The 18,414-nt window shown below is 44.7% G+C and carries 17 protein-coding genes; 16 read left to right on the forward strand and 1 reads right to left on the reverse strand.

The annotated features are described in order from the left end of the window. The first annotated feature begins 180 nt into the window (after positions 1-180). From ACESR9_RS06480 to ACESR9_RS06545, 14 genes are all read left to right on the forward strand, one after another. Positions 181-537 carry a helicase BlpT gene (locus ACESR9_RS06480; protein ID WP_070466577.1) on the forward strand — a complete coding sequence of 119 codons (357 nt, stop codon included), beginning with the start codon at positions 181-183 and terminating at the stop codon, positions 535-537. A gap of 274 nt (positions 538-811) precedes the next feature. Further along, positions 812-1,747, forward strand: coding sequence for a peptide-methionine (R)-S-oxide reductase MsrB (gene msrB / locus ACESR9_RS06485; RefSeq protein ID WP_070466575.1), 936 nt, complete (start codon positions 812-814; stop codon positions 1,745-1,747). Between the two features lie 431 nt (positions 1,748-2,178). Continuing rightward, entirely contained in the window at positions 2,179-3,522 is a 1,344-nt protein-coding gene (locus tag ACESR9_RS06490) for a CapA family protein (protein WP_373106131.1), read from the forward strand. A 3-nt stretch (positions 3,523-3,525) separates the two neighbouring features. Beyond that, positions 3,526-5,190, forward strand: a complete 1,665-nt coding sequence (locus tag ACESR9_RS06495; protein ID WP_373106132.1) for a MutS-related protein — start codon at positions 3,526-3,528, stop codon at positions 5,188-5,190. A gap of 23 nt (positions 5,191-5,213) precedes the next feature. Beyond that, complete coding sequence (locus ACESR9_RS06500; RefSeq protein WP_373106133.1) at positions 5,214-5,930, forward strand: DUF554 domain-containing protein; 717 nt, start codon at positions 5,214-5,216, stop codon at positions 5,928-5,930. Between the two features lie 185 nt (positions 5,931-6,115). Then, the gene (locus ACESR9_RS06505) at positions 6,116-6,694 is read left to right on the forward strand and encodes an HD domain-containing protein (RefSeq protein ID WP_373106171.1); all 579 of its coding nucleotides are present in this window, start codon (positions 6,116-6,118) and stop codon (positions 6,692-6,694) included. Between the two features lie 136 nt (positions 6,695-6,830). Next, complete coding sequence (locus ACESR9_RS06510; RefSeq protein WP_373106134.1) at positions 6,831-7,679, forward strand: HAD family hydrolase; 849 nt, start codon at positions 6,831-6,833, stop codon at positions 7,677-7,679. Continuing rightward, positions 7,680-8,312, forward strand: coding sequence for an SGNH/GDSL hydrolase family protein (locus tag ACESR9_RS06515; RefSeq protein WP_373106135.1), 633 nt, complete (start codon positions 7,680-7,682; stop codon positions 8,310-8,312). A 147-nt stretch (positions 8,313-8,459) separates the two neighbouring features. Beyond that, positions 8,460-8,855 carry a CopY/TcrY family copper transport repressor gene (locus ACESR9_RS06520; RefSeq protein WP_373106136.1) on the forward strand — a complete coding sequence of 132 codons (396 nt, stop codon included), beginning with the start codon at positions 8,460-8,462 and terminating at the stop codon, positions 8,853-8,855. A gap of 18 nt (positions 8,856-8,873) precedes the next feature. After that, positions 8,874-9,245: a cupredoxin domain-containing protein gene (locus ACESR9_RS06525; RefSeq protein ID WP_373106137.1), complete on the forward strand. Its 372-nt coding sequence runs from the start codon at positions 8,874-8,876 to the stop codon at positions 9,243-9,245. A gap of 10 nt (positions 9,246-9,255) precedes the next feature. Next, positions 9,256-11,478, forward strand: a complete 2,223-nt coding sequence (locus ACESR9_RS06530) for a heavy metal translocating P-type ATPase (RefSeq protein ID WP_373106138.1) — start codon at positions 9,256-9,258, stop codon at positions 11,476-11,478. Positions 11,479-11,980: 502 nt separating this feature from the next. Beyond that, the gene (gene spxB / locus ACESR9_RS06535) at positions 11,981-13,756 is read left to right on the forward strand and encodes a pyruvate oxidase (RefSeq protein ID WP_373106139.1); all 1,776 of its coding nucleotides are present in this window, start codon (positions 11,981-11,983) and stop codon (positions 13,754-13,756) included. A gap of 58 nt (positions 13,757-13,814) precedes the next feature. Then, positions 13,815-14,162 carry a VOC family protein gene (locus tag ACESR9_RS06540; protein WP_373106140.1) on the forward strand — a complete coding sequence of 116 codons (348 nt, stop codon included), beginning with the start codon at positions 13,815-13,817 and terminating at the stop codon, positions 14,160-14,162. Positions 14,163-14,370: 208 nt separating this feature from the next. Further along, complete coding sequence (locus ACESR9_RS06545; RefSeq protein WP_373106141.1) at positions 14,371-15,810, forward strand: 6-phospho-beta-glucosidase; 1,440 nt, start codon at positions 14,371-14,373, stop codon at positions 15,808-15,810. A gap of 126 nt (positions 15,811-15,936) precedes the next feature. Here ACESR9_RS06545 and ACESR9_RS06550 read toward each other — a convergent pair whose 3' ends face one another. Then, the gene (locus ACESR9_RS06550) at positions 15,937-16,470 is read right to left on the reverse strand and encodes a hypothetical protein (RefSeq protein ID WP_373106142.1); all 534 of its coding nucleotides are present in this window, start codon (positions 16,468-16,470) and stop codon (positions 15,937-15,939) included. A 203-nt stretch (positions 16,471-16,673) separates the two neighbouring features. Here ACESR9_RS06550 and ACESR9_RS06555 point away from each other — a divergent pair, with 203 nt between their 5' ends. Then, a complete protein-coding gene (locus tag ACESR9_RS06555) occupies positions 16,674-17,363 on the forward strand; it encodes a response regulator transcription factor (RefSeq protein WP_373106143.1) in 690 nt (229 codons plus the stop codon). Further along, positions 17,363-18,244, forward strand: a complete 882-nt coding sequence (locus ACESR9_RS06560; protein ID WP_373106144.1) for a sensor histidine kinase — start codon at positions 17,363-17,365, stop codon at positions 18,242-18,244. The genes ACESR9_RS06555 and ACESR9_RS06560 overlap by 1 nt, the downstream gene beginning before the upstream one ends. Positions 18,245-18,414 lie beyond the last annotated feature (170 nt).

An 18,414-nucleotide genomic window follows, 5' to 3' on the forward strand; every position in this document is an offset into this window, starting at 1 on the left:
ACCTCCGCACAGTTGAGTAGGGCTGTAAAAGCTGATGAAATCAGCGTAGTAGAGCCCACTCAACCACTGCGTCTTGCTCGACAATCCAAAAATAATTGAGAGGCTAGGACTTTTGACCCAACCTCATTCTGTTCCTAGTTTTAGGAATTTTCCATTTTTATAGAGAGAAAAAGGTGTACAATGGAGGTGAAAAGGAAGGTGATTTCTATGGAAGAAAGGGATGTGATTCAAGAGGCAAGAACGACGATCACCCTTCTTCAAACAGCCTTTTCTAAGGGATTCACCCCCAGTTTAGATGCCCTTCGATTTCGAGAAAATCTAGATCAGATATTGAAAGGCTTACGAAAGGCTAGGCGGGTAGACAATCGTCTGTTGATTGAGTTGGAAAAGTTTTACCAGACCGCCAGTCTATTGATTGGTCTGGGTGGGCTAGCATTGAACGAAGAAGCCTTTCAAGCTTGGCGAGCTTATGATCACTGGCATTATGAGGTAGTGAAGCCTCAGTTACAGGTTTATGGACCGACTGTGGTTTTGTAGTTGAATCTAGCTTTGTGTTTGTCCACAGATATTCAGAGGAGGTGTTGGTCATGGTAGTTCTTCATGATTTTCTACATCAGTTAACCCTATCGTTTTGGAACTTCTATTACTCGCTCTTTTTCTTATTTGAAAAATAAGAAGGATTGAATCCCTTTTACATATAGTAGAAGGGATTTTTGATGCAGAATCCTTGAAAATCTGAGGCTCTTGGATTATGATGGAGCTAATAGTAAGAAGCGTTCCTTGTGGGGAATGCAGGAAGCGAGGAAAAAAGATGGCAGAGATTTATTTAGCAGGTGGCTGTTTTTGGGGCTTAGAGGAATATTTTTCACGTATCCCTGGTGTAGAACAGACGACGGTGGGCTATGCCAATGGCCAGGTAGAAACGACCAACTACCAACTGATCAAGGAAACGGATCACGCAGAGACTGTAGAAGTCATCTACGATCCAGATAAAATCACCCTACGGGCGATTCTGCTCTACTATTTCCGGGTGATCGATCCCTTGTCCATTAACAAACAGGGAAATGATCGCGGACGCCAATATCGAACCGGTGTCTATTATACAGACGAGGCAGATCGTGAAGTGATCGCCCAAGTGTTTGCGGAAGAAGAGAAGCAACTGGGCAGTAAAATAGCGGTTGAGTTGGAACCTTTGCGCCACTACATCCTAGCTGAGGACTACCACCAAGACTACCTCAAGAAGAATCCTGGAGGTTATTGCCATATTGATGTGACGGATGCTGAGCAGCCCTTGATTGATCCGGCAGCCTATCAGAAGCCAGATCAAGAAACCTTAAAGGCAAAATTGACAGCAGAGCAGTATCAAGTCACCCAAGAAAGTGCGACGGAACGTCCTTTCCACAATGCCTATGATCAGACCTTTGAAGAGGGGATCTATGTGGATATTACGACTGGGGAGCCACTCTTTTTTGCCAAGGATAAGTTTGTGTCTGGTTGTGGATGGCCAAGTTTCTCCCGTCCCATTGCCAAAGATGTTGTCCACTATTACCAGGACCATAGCCACGGGATGGAGCGGATCGAAGTTCGTTCCCGATCTGGCAATGCCCATCTCGGACATGTCTTTACCGATGGACCAAAAGACCAAGGTGGCCTACGCTATTGTATCAATTCGGCCTCTCTGCGCTTTATTCCAAAAGAGGAAATGGAGCAAGAAGGTTATGGGTATTTGTTAAAGGCTTTGAAATAAGAGGGTCTTTCTAGTAGATCGAAAAACGGAGTTAATGATGAAAAAAAGAAATTTGTGGCTAACAATTTTTGCGCTTTCGGCTATGGTGACTCTGATTGGGTTAGGATTTACTGCCTATAATCATTTTGTATTCCATCAACCTTTTATGAATCGGACGACAAAAGGGTTGTTTTCGGCCTTTTTCCTAAGTCTTGTCATGGTTGCAATCAGCTTGTCCAAATCAAACAATAAGAAGTGATGATCGATCATTTACATGAATCCATCAACTGTGCAGGAGCAGGACAAAGAAGCGTTTCTAAACAATAGCGCTTCTGTCCTGCTCTCTTTTTTCTCTTCTTAAAAATTGTGATACAATGAAGAGAAAGTATTTCAATGACAGCTCAATTTGTTGGCGGATCATTGGAGAAACTAGGTACGAAGAAGAGGTAGGAATGTTAGAGAAGTGGGAGAGTGTGAAAGGAACCATCAAAACGATGGGAAAAGAGCTATCGGCGGCCTTTGACTGGGCTTTTGATCGTCTCTTTTCAAGGATTCAGCTGACCAATGAACAGTTTGTCTATGTGCTCTTGTCTGTCGTTTTTATCGTGGCTAATGCCATCTTGTGGGTACAAAAGTTTCAAGGCTTTCCGATCACCGCAACGGAACGGCCAGAGGTTGTGTACAAGGCAAAAACACCGGCTGATCAGATTCCTCATACAGCGCGGATCATGGCTAATGGAGATCAGCTCTATCATGATCTGGTCTATATGAGTGCACAAAAAGAAGATGGGACCTATGATTTTCATGAAAATTATGAGTATGTCAAACCCTGGCTACAAAAGGCGGATCTGGCCTTGGGTGATTTTGAGGGAACCATTGACCCGAATTACTATTTGTCAGGTTATCCCCTCTTTAATGCGCCAAGCGAAGTCGTACCAGCCATCAAGGATGCTGGTTATGATGTCATGGATTTGGGACACAACCACATCCTGGATTCAGGCCTAGAAGGGGTCTATTCGACAGCCAAGGCCTTTGAAGATGCAGGCATCACCCCTGTCGGTGTTTACACGCATGAAAAGAGAGGCCAGGCCCCCTTAGTGATCAAGGAAGTGAATGGCATCAAGATTGCTATTCTAGCCTACGCTTACGGCTTTAATGGAATGGAAACGACCCTTACTCCAGAAGAGCAGGCGAATGTTTTGTCTGACCTAGACGAAGAACGGATGAAGGCAGAGATCCAAAAGGCGGAGCAAGAGGCTGATATCACCATTGTTATGCCCCAGATGGGAGTTGAGTACCAGTTAGAGCCGACAGAAGAGCAAAAAGAGCTCTATCATAAAATGATTTCTTGGGGCGCTGATATCGTTTTTGGCGGGCATCCCCATGTTGTAGAGCCTGCTGAAGTGGTCAATAAAGATGGTCAAAACAAGCTCATCATCTACTCAATGGGGAATTTCTTGTCCAATCAGCGTCTGGAAACCATGGGGGATGTGGAGACTGCCCAATGGACAGAGCGAGGGGTATTGATGGATGTGACCATCGAAAAGGTTGGTCGCAAGACACGGATTAAGACGGCTACTGCTCATCCAACCTGGGTCAGTCGGACTCCGAAGGGCACCTATTCTCCTGAAGGCTATGACTTGTACAAGTACCAGACCTATATCTTGGAAGATTTTATCCAGGGGGGCAAATACCGCGACAAGCTAGATGAGGAGACCAAGGAGAGAGTGGACACGGCTTACCGAGAAATGAAGGAACATGTTCACTTGGACTGGCCTCAGAATGGAAAGGAATAGAGCATGGAAGGAAATGTGAACTGGATTCCGCTTGGGATTCTAGGATTGATGGTGGTGATTTGGGCAACCAAATTTCTGACGGCCATCCGCCTCAAGCAAAAGCTGAAAAAAGCTTGGGATGGAGCGCCTTTCTTTCGCAAGAAAGACACGGAAGAAAGTTTGATTGACAGTCTGGCTTATCCAGCTAAGGGAAAGACGATCGATAGCCAAGTGGATGATCAGACCTGGCATGACTTGGCTTTGGACGCAGTCTTTGATCAGCTCAATTACACCCAATCGAGCCTTGGAGCAGAAGCTCTCTATCAAAAAATGCGCCTGCTGGAATTCCAGCCTCAGGATCAGCTTCATGACTTAGAAGCCTTCTTTGAAGAGCATCCCGATTTGCGGCTCAAGATCCAAGTCATTTTTAACCAACTGGGCAAGAAGAACCACAACATGGCGCGTAGCATTGTCGCAAATCCTGGCAAGCATTATGCAGGTTTGCCCCTCTATATAGCCTTGGCCTGTCTTCCAATCCTCTGTCTCTTTGCCATCCCCTTTGAGCCGGTTGGGGCCATTACCCTCTTGGTGATCAGTGTGGTCTTTAATATCGTTTTTTCAAGTTTGCGCAATTGGTCCAATAAAATCCGTCTGGACAATGTTAGTTATCTGGTCCGCATCTTTGCTTCGGCAGAACGCTTGAGCCATCTAGCCTTGCCACAACAAGAAGAACTCAAGCAGGCGGTCAAACCCTTTAAAAAAACGCGGATCCTTGCCAATGTCTTGCAGAGTCCAACGGGGACTTCTGAGATGGAAATTATTCTCCTCTACCTCAACGTCCTCTTTTTACTCCCGCAGATCGCTCAGGTTTATATTTACAATCAGGTGAAGGCTCATCAAAAAGAGGCCCAGAAGCTTCTGGATCTGCTAGGGGAGATGGAAGTCGCTATTAGTCTCTTGCGCCACAAACGGGACCTAGAAGTGGTCTGCCATCCAGTCTTTACGGAAACGGGCGGAATTGAAGGCGAGACGCTCTATCATCCCTTGCTGTCTAATCCGATTGCCAATGATGTGCATTTTCAAAAAAATATGGTCATCAGTGGGGACAATGCGTCTGGGAAATCAACCTATTTGAAGACCGTCGCCATCAATGCCATTCTGGCCCAAGGGCTGGGCTTTGTCTATGGAGAAACATTGGCCCTTCCTTACGGTCATGTCCTAACGGCTATGGATGTGAGCGATGATATTGAAGTTGGAGATAGCTACTTTATCACTGAGAGTAAAGCTATTTTGCGTATGATTCAGCATCTGAAAAAGCCTGGTTTTCACTACTTCTTTATTGACGAGCTCTTTAAGGGGACCAATACCATCGAGCGGATCGGATCAGGCCTTGGGATTGTCCGCTGGTTGGCTGCCCAAAACTGCCTCTACATGATTTCCAGCCATGATATTGAGCTGGTCGCAGCCTCTGGTGAGGTCAATGATAATTACCATTTTGACAGTCGCTATGTGGATGGCAAGATCGTCTTTGACTACCAGATCAAGCCAGGGTCAGCTGTGACTAAAAATGCGGTAAATACCCTAGAAAGCCTGCATTATCCAGAGGAGATTACGCAAACAGCCAAGGACTTGATTGACCAGTATGAAGAGACGGGGTACTGGTCTTTGAAAGAAATTGAAAAAGAATGAAAAATGAACGAAGGAGTTTGTAAATGATCGGTTTAGGGACCTTTTATAATGCCTTAGGAGTTGTATTTGGTGGGCTTTTAGGACTGCTCATCGGTCAACGTTTATCAGAAGATTTTCATGAGACCCTTCTGAAAGTGACAGGAGTTGCTGTTTTTGTCTTGGGTATTGCAGGGACCTTGGAAAAGATGCTGGTGGTGCATGGAAGTCATGTGGAGAGTCACGGCAGTATGATGTTGATTCTGAGTCTAGTAATCGGGACCGTTATCGGGGAACTCTTGAAGATTGAGGAGGGTTTTGAGCGACTGGGAACCTGGCTGAAGGAAAAGACGGGCAACCAAGGCGATTCCAGCTTTGTCGATGCCTTTATGACGACGGCCTTGACCATTTGTATCGGGGCTATGGCGGTAGTCGGAGCTGTCCAGGATGGCTTGACAGGTGACACCTCGACCTTGTTGGCTAAGGCTATTCTGGATATGGTCATCGTTTTGGTTTTGACTGTTTCGAAAGGAAAGGGTGCCATCTTTGCGGTGGTCCCACTCGTGATCTTTCAGGGGGCGATTACGCTGTTGTCCCATTTGATCGCACCGATCATGACCCCACAAGCGCTGTCTAATCTCTCACTGGTTGGCTCCAGCCTCATTCTCTGTGTTGGGATCAACCTCATCTGGGGCAAACGAATCAAGGTCGCCAATCTCCTTCCGGCAGTGCTGATTGCCATTATTTGGGCCTTTGTTGGGTGAAAAATAGAAGCTAACCGGTAAAGACTGGTTAGTTTTTTTGCTTGCCCTTGTAGTCTTGTTAGAAAAATGAAGGTGCTCCGAAAAAGGGGGGGGGCATTTTCTTTTGCAAATACGGGAATTCATTTATGGAAAACCTGATTTTTGGTATGATAGTCGTAATTTCGAATAGGGAGGTTGGTGTCGCCATGAGTGATTTGAATCAGACAGTTGAATTTATTAAAGAAATCGAGAAATTAAAGTCAGTAACAAGGTTTAATAGAACCCTTGATGGACGGTTTGAAAATAGTGCCGAGCATTCTTGGCAGGGTACGATAGCTGCGATGGTTCTGCAAGATTATTATCCTGAAAAATTGAATATGGAAAAGGTGATTTCTATGTTACTGATCCATGATTTAGGTGAGATTTATGCTGGAGATACTTGGGTATTTGATGATGAAAAAAAGCTTCATGCTCATGATAGAGAGCTAGCATCTATAGAAAAAACAATGAGTCTCCTTCCAGAAGCAACATATTTGAATATGAAAAAATCGTGGTTGGAGTTTGAAAAAGGGCAGAGTCCTGAGGCAAGATATGCAAGAGTGATTGACGCATTGGTACCACTGATCAATCACTTAGAAGTGTCAGAAGTCAATTATAATCCCGATCATATCCGTTCAGAGATGGTATTAGAAAAGAAAAAGTTCATAAAAAGTGAATCGGAAGAATTATGGAAACTGACAGAAGAGTTAATTCAGGAAAGTGTGGAAAAGGGCTTATATTCATAAGATCCCCTGGCCATCAGTAGGAACCTTCAACCCAAGAGGAAGCCACCTGTTTTCACGGGTGGTTTTGACTTGCTTGATCTGTGGTATAATGGAACCAGATAATTTACACCCTTTGAAAGGGAAAAGGTTAGATTGTATGATTAAGTTAATTGCAACAGATATGGATGGAACCTTATTAGATGAGCGAGGAGAGGTGGATCTTCCGCGCCTGGAAAGGCTATTGGACCACTTGGATCAAAAAGGGATTCGCTTTGTCATTGCGACGGGAAATGAAATCCATCGCATGCGCCATCTCTTGGGTCCTTTGGTCAAGCGGGTGACTCTAGTCGTAGCCAACGGAGCTCGGATTTTTGAGGATGACCAGATGATTCTAGGAAAATTCTGGGATCGAGAACTAGTAGAGGCGGTGCTTGCTTATTTTAAGGGGCGGGAAATTTCAGACCAGCTGGTTGTGTCAGCTGTCAATGGTGGCTTTGTCAAGGAAGGAATGGTCTTTACAGAAGTTGAGAAATTCATGCAGGCAGAAGTGATTGAAGCCTTGTACAAGCGGATGAAGTTTGTTCCGGAATTGACAGCAGATCTATTTGATCAGGTGCTTAAAATGAGCTTGGTGGTTGGCTTGGATCGTCTCGATCAAGTGAGCCAAGAAGTCCAGCGGGCTTTTGGAGATCAGCTCATGGCGGTTTCGAGCGGTTTTGGCAGCATGGATCTCTTACAAGCCGGCATTCACAAGGCTTGGGGATTGGCTCAATTAATGGAGATGTGGCAACTTAATGCTAGCCAGGTCATGGCCTTTGGGGATAGCGGAAACGACATCGAAATGCTTGAAATGGCTGCTCACTCCTATGCTGTGGCCAATGCAGAAGAAGCTGTCAAGGCTGTTGCCAAACACTTAGCACCGAGCCATCAGGAAGGTGGTGTCTACCAGGTGATCGAAGAGTATTTAGGATTGACCCCCTGGGAACAAGTGAAAGGAAAGAATTAGATGGCGGTACAACTGTTAGAAGACTGGCTCTTAAAGGAGCAGGAGAAAATCATAACAACCTATCGGGAACTCAATCAAGCCCCTCTGAAAGAGCCTGGTTTGATCTTTATCGGAGACTCCATCGTAGAGTATTTCCCCATTTATGAACTATTACAAAGTCCCAAACACATGGTCAATCGAGGAGTACGAGGCTATAAGACGGATCTCCTTCGTAAACATCTAGATGCTCATGTCTTTGGAACGGCGGTGGATCAGATCTTTCTCTTGATCGGGACCAATGATATCGGAAAAGAAATCCCTCAAAAGGAAACCTTAGACAATGTAGAAGCGGTCTTACAAGCGATCATGCGGGACTTTCCGCTGACCCACATCAACCTGATCTCGGTTCTACCGGTGAGTCAAGAAGAACGCTACAAGCAAAAGGTCTATGTGCGGACCAATGAAAAAATTCAAGCCCTCAATCAAGCCTATCGCGAATTGGCTCAGGCCTACCACCAGGTTAGCTATGTCGATGTGTATTCGTCTTTGTTGGATGAAGAGGGGCAGTTGGCGGAAGCCTATACGACAGATGGCCTCCATTTAAATGTAGCCGGTTACCGCATCCTAGCCCAAGCTCTGCAGGAGACGTTATAGAGATAAAAATAGGGAGTGAAAAAAGCCCAATCAGACAAATCTTCAAAGGAAGATTTGTTTTTTTAAAACTTTTTGTTGACAAATGTAAATCTTAGGTGTAAAATAGCATCATAAGATTTACAAATGTAGATTTAGAAAGGAGAAGCCATGCAAATTTCCAATGCGGAATGGCGCATCATGAAGATTATCTGGATGGAAGGCAAGCAGACCAGCAGGGATTTGATCGCCGTCTTGTCCGAGCGCTTTGACTGGTCGAAGTCGACCATCAAGACCCTCTTGACGCGCTTGGTGGAGAAAGGCTGTCTGACCAGAGAAAAATCTGGCAAAGCCTTTGTCTACTCGGCTTTGTTGAAGCAGGACCAGAGTTTAGACTTGGTGGTTGAGGAGGTGAAAGACAAGGTTTGCTCAAAAAGAATTGTCCAGGTGCTTGAAAACTTGATTCAGGCGAGTGACTTTACGCTGGCAGATCTTAATCAGCTGCAGCAGGTCCTGGAAGAAAAGAAAGCAGAGGCTGTTGAAACAGTCCCTTGCAATTGTATGTAATAGAAAGAAGGAAATTCCATGTTTGGATTGTTGATTAGTATTGTTTGTTTACTTATGGTTGCTTTTATTGCTTGGTGGTTCTTTGCAGAGCATGAAAAGGTAAGCGGCCACGCTCGTCAGAAATCAGGTTATCAAGAAATTGAAGTCGAAGTCATGGGGGGCTATTCGCCTGAAACCATTGTCCTGAAAAAGAATATTCCAGCCCGGATCATCTTTAATCGCAAGGATCCATCTTCATGTCTGGCTCAAGTGATCTTTCCAGATTTTGGCGTTCATGAAGATTTGCCTTTAGGTGAAAAACATGTCATTGAAATTACGCCAGAAAAAGCGGGCGAATATGGGTATTCATGTGGAATGAACATGATGCATGGTCAAATGATTGTGGAATAAAGGAGTAGGTATGGTAGAAAAACAAAAAGCAGTTGTGGAAAACGGAGTGCAAAAGATCCATATTACAGCAGAAAAGGGCTATAGTCCAAAGGAATTTCAACTTCAAAAAGGGATCCCTGCTGAAATCACCTTCCATCGGGTCAATCCTTCCGGCTGTTACAAGGAAATTTTATTTGAAGATCAGGGGATTTTAGAGCCTTTGGAAGTCGGTGTGGATAAGGTGATATCCTTTACCCCGACAGAAACAGGGGACTTCGAGTTCTCATGTGGAATGAAGATGCAAAAGGGTTCCTACACGGTTGTGGAAAAACGCCGTCGTGTCTTAAGTTTACGGGGTCGCTTTTGGATTACTAGTATCTTTACCCTTCCTTTATTGATCTTGATGATTGGGATGTGGGCAGGATTTGTCTCCCATCCAGTCAGTCGCTGGGGGACTTTTCTAGCGACAACGCCGATCATGTTGGTAGCAGGAGTACCTTTTATCAAGAGTGCCTGGGCCTCATTTAAGAAGCACCATTCCAATATGGATACCTTGGTAGCTCTTGGAACCCTGGTAGCCTATGTCTATAGTGTATTTGCCCTTTTTACTGGTCAGCCAGTATACTTTGAGGCTGCGGGTTTTATCATCTTCTTTATCCTCTTAGGGCAAATCTTTGAAGAACGGATGCGTAACAATGCCTCCGAGGCTGTGGAAAAGTTGTTGGATTTGCAGGCAAAAACGGCTCAAGTTCTCCGTGATGGGAACTATGTCGAGGTGGCGGCGGAAGATATCCAAATTGGTGACTTGATTCGGGTCCGTCCTGGGGAAAAGATCGCGGTTGATGGGACGATTGTAGAAGGAAGTACGACCATTGATGAGTCGATGGTGACAGGTGAAAGCTTGCCTGTGGAAAAATCAGTTGGTGATGCAGTGATCGGCTCCACTATCAACAGCAATGGGACCATTCTCTTTAAGGCTGAAAAAGTCGGTAGTGAGACCCTCTTATCTCAAATTGTGGACTTTGTCAAAATGGCCCAATCCAGTCGTGCTCCTATTCAAGATTTGACGGATAAGATTTCAGGTATCTTTGTTCCAGTGGTGACGATTTTGGCCATTGCGACTTTCTGGGTTTGGTCCGTGCTTCTGGGCGCGTCGCTTCAAGAGGCCATGCTCTATGCAGTCTCTGTCCTCATTATTGCCTGTCCTTGTGCCCTTGGTTTAGCAACCCCAACAGCCCTGATGGTCGGAACCGGCCGTAGTGCCAAGATGGGGGTTCTGATTAAAAATGGAACAGTTCTTCAAGAAGTGCAAAAGATTCAAACCGTTGTGTTTGATAAGACAGGGACTATTACTATTGGTCAACCACTTGTAACCGATGTTGTAGGAGATGAAGCGCGTGTCTTGACACTGGCTGCTAGTCTTGAAACTTTTTCAGAACATCCACTAGCCCAAGCGGTGTTATCCCAAGCAGAAGAAAAAGGTTTGGTGTTATCCCCTGTGGAAAACTTCCAAGCGATTGAAGGAAAAGGGGTCCAAGGTCAGATCGACCAGCAGTTGGTGACCTTGGGAAATGGTAAACTTCATGACGGGACAGCGATGGATCCGGAGCTTGAAAAACGGATGGTAGAGTTGCAAGAGCAGGCCAAAACAGTGATCAGTTTGTCTGTGGATGGGCAAGTGATTGGCTTGATTGCCATTCAAGATGCTCCGAAGGCCAGCTCAAAAGAAGCGATCAAAAAGCTCAAAGAACGGGGCTTGAAAACGGTCATGTTAACGGGGGATAATGAACGGGTGGCCCAAGCTATTGCTAAGCAAGTGGGAATTGACACCGTCATTGCTGATGTCCTTCCTCAAGAAAAAGCTAGCGCCATCCAAAAACTGCAAGAAACTAGCAAGGTCGCCTTTGTTGGAGATGGGATCAATGATGCTCCAGCTCTCTCGATCGCGGATGTGGGGATCGCTATGGGATCTGGAACGGATATTGCGATCGAGTCCGGTGGCATCGTGCTCACGCAAAATGATTTGCTTGGCGTTGTGCGCGCCTTTGACATGAGTCAAAAGACCTTCCGCAGGATTTTACTCAATCTCTTCTGGGCCTCTATCTACAATCTCCTTGGGCTTCCAATTGCTGCTGGAGTCTTTGTAGGACTGGGATTGACCCTCAATCCAGAACTAGCAGGTCTTGCCATGGCCCTTAGTTCTTTGTCTGTTTTGATTAGCTCTCTGCTTCTCAATGTTGCGAAAATTGATTAAATGAAACAAAAAGAGAGTGGGACAGAAATCGGTAATTCGTTAGAATTCGATTTCGTCGTCTCACCTCCGCACAGTTGAGTAGGGCTGTAAAAGCTAATGAAATTAGCGTAGTAGAGCCTACTCAACCACTGCGTCTTGCTCGACAATCCAAAAACAGTTAAGAGGCTAGGACTTTTGTCCCAGCCTCTTTTTGTTCGATTTCCTACAGCTACAAGCCTTAGAGGTGCATGCAAATTATAATAAAATATCCTATTCTACTATAGTTTGTGAAATTTTCTCAAAATCAGCATCTGTTATGTAATAGGGATTGAGCATCTCTGAGCAGATTCTTATACATGTGACTCTCTTTGTGATAAATTAATACTGTAATCGTTTTGTAAATCGTTTTCATGAGAAATGTCAGAAAAAACTCATTTTCAAAACGAAACCTGATCGCAAAGATGGAGTAGAAGCGCTATGCTACATTTTTAAAGGATCAAAATAGATTTAAAGGAGAGTTAGAATGACTCAAGGGAAAATTACTGCATCTGCAGCAATGCTCAACGTATTGAAAACATGGGGCGTAGACACGATCTACGGGATCCCATCAGGAACACTTAGCTCATTGATGGACGCTTTGGCTGAAGACAAGGATATCCGTTTCTTGCAAGTTCGCCACGAAGAAACAGGTGCTCTTGCAGCGGTTATGCAAGCTAAATTTGGCGGTTCTATCGGTGTTGCAGTTGGTTCAGGTGGACCTGGTGCGACTCACTTGATCAACGGTGTTTACGATGCAGCTATGGATAACACTCCATTCCTTGCTATCCTTGGATCACGTCCAGTTAACGAATTGAACATGGATGCCTTCCAAGAATTGAACCAAAACCCAATGTACAATGGTATCGCTGTTTACAACAAACGTGTAGCTTACGCAGAACAATTGCCAAAAGTCATTGACGAAGCTTGCCGTGCTGCCGTTTCTAAAAAAGGTCCAGCTGTCGTTGAAATTCCAGTAAACTTTGGTTTCCAAGAAATCGACGAAAACTCATACTACGGTTCAGGTTCATACGAGCGTTCATTCATCGCTCCTGCTTTGAACGAAGTTGAAATCGACAAAGCTGTTGAAATTTTGAACAACGCTGAACGCCCAGTGATCTACGCTGGTTTCGGTGGTGTTGGTGCTGGTGATGTGATCACTGAATTGTCTCGTAAGATTAAAGCACCAATCATTACAACTGGTAAAAACTTCGAGGCCTTCGAATGGAACTACGAAGGTTTGACAGGTTCTGCATACCGTGTTGGTTGGAAACCAGCCAACGAAGTGGTCTTTGAAGCAGACACTGTTCTTTTCCTTGGTTCAAACTTCCCATTTGCTGAAGTTTACGAAGCATTCAAGAACACTGAAAAATTCATCCAAGTGGATATTGACCCTTACAAACTTGGTAAACGTCACGCCCTTGACGCTTCAATCCTTGGTGACGCAGGTCAAGCAGCGAAAGCAATCCTTGACAAAGTGAACCCAGTTGAGTCTACTCCATGGTGGCGTGCAAACGTTAAGAACAACCAAAACTGGCGTGATTACATGAACAAACTCGAAGGTAAAACTGAGGGTGAATTGCAATTGTATCAAGTTTACAATGCAATCAACAAACATGCTGATAAAGACGCTATCTACTCAATCGACGTAGGTGACACTACTCAAACATCTACTCGTCACCTTCACATGACACCTAAGAACATGTGGCGTACATCTCCACTCTTTGCGACAATGGGGATCGCCCTTCCTGGTGGTATCGCTGCTAAGAAAGACAATCCAGATCGCCAAGTATGGAACATCATGGGTGACGGTGCATTCAACATGTGCTACCCAGACGTTATCACAAACGTTCAATACGACCTTCCAGTTATCAACGTTGTCTTCTCAAATGGTAAATATGCCTTCATCAAGGACAAATACGAAGACACAAACAAACACTTGTTTGGTTGTGACTTCCCTAATGCTGACTATGCGAAAATCGCTGAAGCTCAAGGAGCTATTGGATTTACAGTTGACCGTATCGAAGACATCGACGCAGTCGTTGCTGAAGCTGTTAAATTGAACAAAGAAGGTAAGACAGTTGTGATCGATGCCCGCATCACTCCACATCGTCCACTTCCAGTAGAAGTTCTTGAGTTGGATCCAAAACTTTACTCAGAAGAAGCAATCAAAGCCTTCAAGGAAAAATACGAAGCTGAAGAGCTTGTACCATTCCGCCTCTTCTTGGAAGAAGAAGGATTGCAATCACGCGCAATCAAATAATTCCTCTCATGGAAATTAAAAAGATTGGAGTAATCCGGTCTTTTTATGGAGATAGTAAATGAATTTAAATCAAATAGATATCATCGTTTCAAATGTTCCCCAAGTCTGTGCTGACTTGGAGCATATCTTGGATAAAAAGGCAGATTATGCTGATGATAGTTTTGCTCAGTTCACGATTGGCAGTCACTGTCTCATGTTATCCCAAAATCATTTGATTCCTTTGGAAAATTTTCAGTCAGGAATCATTCTACATATCGAGGTTGAGGATCTAAATCAGAATTACCAACGGTTGAAAGATCTTGGTATCCAGGTTTTAAACAGACCAGCTGTAACAGATTGGGGAACAGAAAGTCTGCTAGTTGAAGGCCCTGCCGGTCTAGTCATTGATTTTTATCGTATGAAATAGGATGCTTAGTCATTTGAAGTTAACCATAATGATTCTTAAAACAGAATATGAGAATATGAACTATTAAAAGATCGGAGTCATCCGGTCTTTTTGTGTTGCATGAAAGCGATAGTTGCCTTAGAATAGGTTCGGTTTTTCCTAGGATCTTGTAAGACTTTTGGGTTAGAGAGGGGTATAATAGAACTATCAAATCAAGTGAGGTAGAGAGATGACCGACAAACTTCAATTTCCAGATGGTTTCCTTTGGGGTGGAGCGACGGCTGCTAACCAGTGTGAGGGAGCTTATAATGAAGATGGCCGTGGCTTGGCCAATGTGGATGTGGTACCGATTGGGCCTGATCGTCATGCGATTATTACGGGTCAGAAAAAGATGTTCGACTTTGAAGAGGGCTATTTTTATCCGGCTAAAGAAGGGATTGATATGTACCATCGCTACAAGGAAGACATTGCTCTCTTTGGGGAAATGGGCTTTAAAACTTATCGCTTGTCCATTGCCTGGTCTCGGATTTTCCCGAAGGGGGATGAGCTTGAGCCAAATGAAGCAGGTCTCCAGTTCTATGAGGACCTCTTTAAGGAATGTCACAAGTATGGCATTGAACCCTTGGTGACCATTACCCACTTTGACTGTCCTATGCATTTGATCACGGAGTATGGTGGCTGGCGTAGTCGCAAGATGTTGGAATACTACGAACGCCTCTGCCGAACCCTCTTCACTCGCTACAAGGGTTTGGTAAACTACTGGCTGACCTTTAATGAAATCAATATGATCCTCCATGCACCTTTTATGGGAGCGGGTCTCTGCTTTGAAGAAGGAGAGAATGAGGAGCAAGTCAAATACCAGGCGGCTCACCATGAGTTGGTCGCTTCAGCCATTGCCACTAAGCTGGCCCATGAGATTGATCCGAACAACAAGGTTGGCTGTATGCTGGCAGCAGGGCCAAACTATCCCCATACCTGTGCTCCGCGAGATGTCTGGGCTGGTCTAGAAGAAGACCGTAAGAACTATTTCTTCATCGATGTGCAGGCGCGTGGGGAATACCCAAACTATGCTAAGAAAGAGTGGGAGCGTCAGGGAATCACGGTTGAGATGACCGAGCAGGACCTTCAATTATTGAAAGAGCATACAGTGGACTTTATTTCCTTCTCCTACTATGCCAGTCGGGTCGCTTCAGGTGATCCAGCTGAAAGGGAGAAAACAGCGGGCAATATCTTTGCCTCTCTGAAGAACCCCTACCTAGAAAGCTCGGAATGGGGTTGGCAGATTGACCCTCTTGGTCTCCGCATTACCCTCAATACCATCTGGGATCGGTATCAAAAGCCCATGTTTATCGTGGAAAATGGGCTTGGAGCAGTCGATATGCCTAATGAAACCGGGGAGATCGAGGATGATTACCGGATTGACTACCTGGCTGCCCATGTCAAGGCCATGCGAGACGCCATCAACGAAGACGGTGTCGTTCTATGGGGCTATACGACTTGGGGCTGTATTGATCTGGTCTCTGCCGGGACTGGAGAAATGAAGAAGAGCTACGGCTTTATCTATGTGGATCGGGACAATGAAGGGAAAGGAACCCTAGCCCGTTCGCGCAAGAAATCCTTCTATTGGTACAAAGAAGTCATTGCGACCAATGGAGCTTCTGTTAAATAAAAGTCTGCGCTAGAGCTAAACCATCTTCTGGATGACTCTCTGGTAGCAAACTAAAAAGCTTAGAATCCCAATCACAAACTGGGATCCTAAGCTTTTTGTATGTCGCTTAGCCGAGTCCTTACTGATTTACTGGTCGTAGTCTAAGACATTGTTTTCGATGACAAACTTAGATTCAGCGGAAATGTTGGCTTCTCCTAGTTGCAACTGCGAACTTCCGTCTGGTTTCATGATGTGCCACTGACCGTCCTTGTGGGCAAAGATAGCCTGAAATGTGACGTTATCACTCTTGTCTCGAATAGGTAGAACAAATGCTTGATCAGTATTCTCTAAGAGAATCTCTTCTTTTTTTTCAAAGTTATAGATATAAAATTGCCCAGTTCTTTGTCCCAAACCATGAAGTTCATCGACTTTTTGCCAATTCTCAAACTTATTCTGAACAAGGGATTCATTATAAATCTTGTTGAAGGTTTTGTTCCGTTTCTTCGTTTCTTCCTCGTCTAGTGTTTTCTGAAACTCTGCAACCTTTTTAGTCGTTTGGATGGTTTGTCTGCTTTGCTCCCTGATTTGCTGGCGGTGGATGACTCGCATCATTCTTGCAGCAACGCCCAGGATGACGAGGATGGATACAAGGCTGATTTTAGTTTTAGCATTATTTTTCATAAACTGGTCTCCCTATTGTGTCATTTGTCCTATTATACCTTTTGAAAGAAAGGATAGTCAAGCTCATCTTGTGATGACCTAACATGCAGATTTGCAGGGCTACTATAGGATTTTATCAGATTTTCATTGACGAAGCTCCCTTTATTTGATAGGCTAGAGAAATAGAAATGATTTGGAATTCAAAGGAAAAAGGAGTGAGGCAAGTGGCACGGATTTTATTAATTGAGGATAATAGTGATATCCAAGAAATTTTGTATAGTCTCTTAAGTGAAGACCATGAGGTCCTTCAGGCTTTTTCAGGTACAGAAGGGCTGCGGCTCTTCCAGCAAGAAAACATTGATTTGGTCCTTCTCGATATCATGCTTCCTGGGAAAAATGGCGATCAGGTCCTGGAGGAGATCCGTTTGCAGAGTCAAGTACCGGTCATCATGATGACCGCTCTTGGAGATAAACACCTCATTAGCCAGTATCTCCTTGCAGGTGCCAATGATTATATTGTCAAGCCCTTTAATCTGGATGAAGTGGCGGCTCGGGTGACGGTGCAGTTGCGTAATCACGTCTCTCAAGCACAGGAACCTCAAGCGTCGAAAAAGCTGACCTTTAAAAATCTGGTCCTGAATCCAGAAAGCTTTGAACTGGAGTCTGGAGCAAAAACGCTTCGCTTGGGCAAAAAAGAATTTCAAATTTTTGAGACCTTACTGGCGCATCCAAAGAAGATTTTTACTAAGGAAGAATTGTATGAAGCGGTCTGGGAAGAAGTCTATCTGCCTGGAGATAATACGCTCAATGCCCAGTTGAGCAACCTCCGAAAGAAAATTGCTCAGCTCGATCCTAATGAGGACTATATTGAAACCGTCTGGGGCTTGGGAGTTCGCTTGAAAGGAGACCAGTAATGTGGGGATTGCTTCTAGTTCTAGTTGTCCTTGTCCTTCTCTTGGGACTGGGCTATGTTCGCTTGCTTTCTGCCTTAAAAGATTTGCAGGAGCAAATTCAAAAGAAGCTCCAAAATGGGAGTGGGGTACGGTTAACCTCTCAGGTCTCAAAAAAAGAATTGGTCGCCTTGACCAAGCAGGTCAGTGATCTCTTTGACCAAATCGAGCGGACCAATCGGATTGCCTTTCAAGAGAAGAAAACCTTGGATATGGCCATCAGTAATATTGCTCACGATATTCGGACGCCTTTGACCATTGCGTCGGGCTATACCCAACAAATCATCAAAGGAGGGACGCAAGAAGAGGAAAAGCTGAAGAAAATTGCTTCCAATCTTCAAGTCGTCTCAAAACGCTTGGAGTCTCTCTTGGAATATAGACGCTTGATGGAGGGAGCCATCCAGCCTCGGCTTTCAGACGTCAATCTTAGTCAAGTCTTGACCCAGCAGTTGTTCCAGTATTACGATAGCTTGTCTGAGGCGGGGATTGCCTTAGAAGTGGAGATAGTGGAGCACCTTCATTATGCTACTGATCCAGAGCTTTGGGAGCGCCTCTTGCAAAATATGCTCAGCAATGTTCTCAAGCATGGAAAGGATCAGGCGCGGTTGATCCTGACTTCTGATGAGGAGAAGATTCGGGTCGAGCTGCGCAATATTGTGCAACAACCGATTCAGCATTTAGACCAACTGGCTAGTCGATTCTACTCAGAAAATCTATCGGATACAGAAGAGTCTTCTGGTTTGGGGCTCTACATCATTCAAAATTTTGTAGAGATCTTAGGGGGAGACTTGCAACTGGCGACAGAGGCAGACTGGTTTATCTTAACCATTACATTAAAAAAATAAGGCTGGGCAAAAACTGTCCAGCCTTCGATGTTTGATAGAAATAACAGTATGACGCAGTGGTTGAGTGGGCTCTACTACGCTGATTTCATCAGCTTTTACAGCCCTACTCAACTGTGCGGAGGTGGGACGACGAAATCGAATTCTAACGAATGACCGATTTCTGTCCCACT

The sequence above is a fragment of the Streptococcus parasanguinis genome, from assembly GCF_964238605.1.
In the GTDB taxonomy this organism is placed as follows: Bacteria; Bacillota; Bacilli; order Lactobacillales; family Streptococcaceae; genus Streptococcus; species Streptococcus parasanguinis_AJ.